This is a genomic window from uncultured Nevskia sp., assembly GCF_903885465.1.
GTDB lineage: Bacteria > Pseudomonadota > Gammaproteobacteria > Nevskiales > Nevskiaceae > Nevskia.
On sequence record NZ_CAISIQ010000231.1, the window covers coordinates 1 to 1,947 of the forward strand.

2 protein-coding genes are annotated in these 1,947 nt (G+C 64.4%); both read left to right on the forward strand.

The features are described from left to right. The coding region (locus QZY06_RS08675; RefSeq protein ID WP_295682927.1) for an efflux RND transporter permease subunit at positions 1–1,533 on the forward strand (1,533 nt) is incomplete at its 5' end. Beyond that, the coding region (locus QZY06_RS08680; RefSeq protein ID WP_295682930.1) for a TolC family protein at positions 1,530–1,947 on the forward strand (418 nt) is incomplete at its 3' end. The genes QZY06_RS08675 and QZY06_RS08680, both read left to right, overlap by 4 nt.

Genomic DNA, 1,947 nt, shown 5'->3' on the forward strand with positions numbered 1-1,947 from the left:
GCCGTGGTGCTGGTCGAGCAGCGGCCGGCCGGCTTCCTGCCGGACGAGGATCAAGGCTATCTGCTGATCAACGCCCAGTTGCCGCTCGGTGCGTCTCTGCAACGCACGGAAGCGGTGATGGAGAAATTCCGCAAGATCGTCGACGAGAAGTTTCCGGAGGTCGAAAGCTTCATCGCCATCAACGGCTTCAGCTTGATCACCCGCGTCAACACGCCTTACAGCGGCACCGGTTTTCTGGTGCTCAAGCCCTGGGCGGACCGCGGTGGCGGTCACTCGGACGCATTCTCGATCGTGCGCCGGCTCAATCAGGAACTGGCCTCCTTGAGCGAAGCCAGCTTTCTGGTGCTCAACCCGCCGTCGATCCCCGGCATCAGCGCGACGGGCGGTTTCGAGTTCCTGCTCGAAGATCGCCGCGGCGGCGATGTCGGCGAACTGGCGCAGATCTCTCAGGAGCTGGTTGCCGAAGCGTCGAAGCGTCCGGAAATCAGCCGCATATTCACGCTGTTCACCACCAAGGTGCCGCAGATCGAATACAAGATCGATCGCGACCGCGTGAAGACGCTGGGCGTGCCGATCTCTGATGTCTTCGGTGCTCTGCAGTCCTTTCTCGGCGGCGCCTACATCAACGATTTCAACCTGTACGGCCGCACGTTCCGCGTGACCGCTCAGGCAGAAGCCGGGGCGCGCAGTTCGCCGGATTCGGTCAACAACCTGTACGCGCGCTCGGAAAACGGCGAAATGGTGCCGCTGTCGACCGTGCTCAGCATCATCAACCATCAGGGCCCGGAGTCGATCGACCGCTACAACGTCTATCGCGCGGTCAGCATCACCGGCAATCCGGCGCCGGGTTATTCCTCGGGTGACGCCGTGAAAGCGATGGAAGAGATCGCCGCTCAGGTACTGCCCGAAGGCTACGGCTACGAGTGGACCGGCCAGACCTACCAGGAAAAGAAATCCGGTGGTCAGGCACCGCTGATCTTCGCGATGGCGATGCTGTTCGTGTTCCTGGTGCTGGCGGCGCTGTACGAAAGCTGGGCGGTGCCGTTCGCGGTGTTGCTGAGCATTCCGTTCGCGGTGTTCGGTGCTTTTGGTGGCCTGGCCTTGCGTGGCATGTCCAATGACATCTACGCCCAGGTTGGCGTGATCATGCTGATCGGCCTGGCGGCCAAGAACGCGATTCTGATCGTCGAGTTCGCCAAGCTGGCCCGCGAGCGCGGCGCCACCTTGGTCGATGCCGCCATGGAAGGCGCGCGCCTGCGCCTGCGGCCGATTCTGATGACCTCGTTCGCGTTCATCCTTGGCGCCGTGCCGCTGGCCATCGCCAGTGGCGCCGGCGCTGCAGCGCGCTCGGTGCTCGGTACCGCCGTGGTGTTCGGCATGACTGCGGCCACGATGATCGGCATCTTCCTGATTCCGTTGCTTTACGTGCTGGTGCAGGGCGCTGCTGATCGTCTGCGGCCGAAGAAGGTAGCTGTCGCCGCACCGGCCGCACCGGCCGCACCGGTCGCAACGACGCATGGAGACGCGCCATGAGCGCGAGCAAACGCAATCTGATTCTGGCGACGGCGCTGCTGGTCGCTTTGACCGGCTGTGCGCTGGGCCCGGATTACGAGCGGCCCGAACTGACGGTGCCTCAGCGTTTCCGGGGCGATGCGCCGCCGGCGCTGGATCCGACCGTCGACACGGCACTGGCTGAAAGCGACTGGGCGACGGTCTACACCGATCCGGCGCTGCGCATGCTGATCCAGCAGGCGCTGGCCAGAAATCTCGACGTGCAGATCGCCGCGGCGCGCATCGAGCAGGCGCGCGCCACCGCGGGCGCTACCGGTTTGGTGCTGTTTCCGCAGGTCAGCCTGACGGCCGATCACACGCGCAACAAGCAGTCGGAACTGGCGGTTGGCGCGCCGAACATTCCGCGCGATCTGACCACCAATCGCGTGTCCGTGA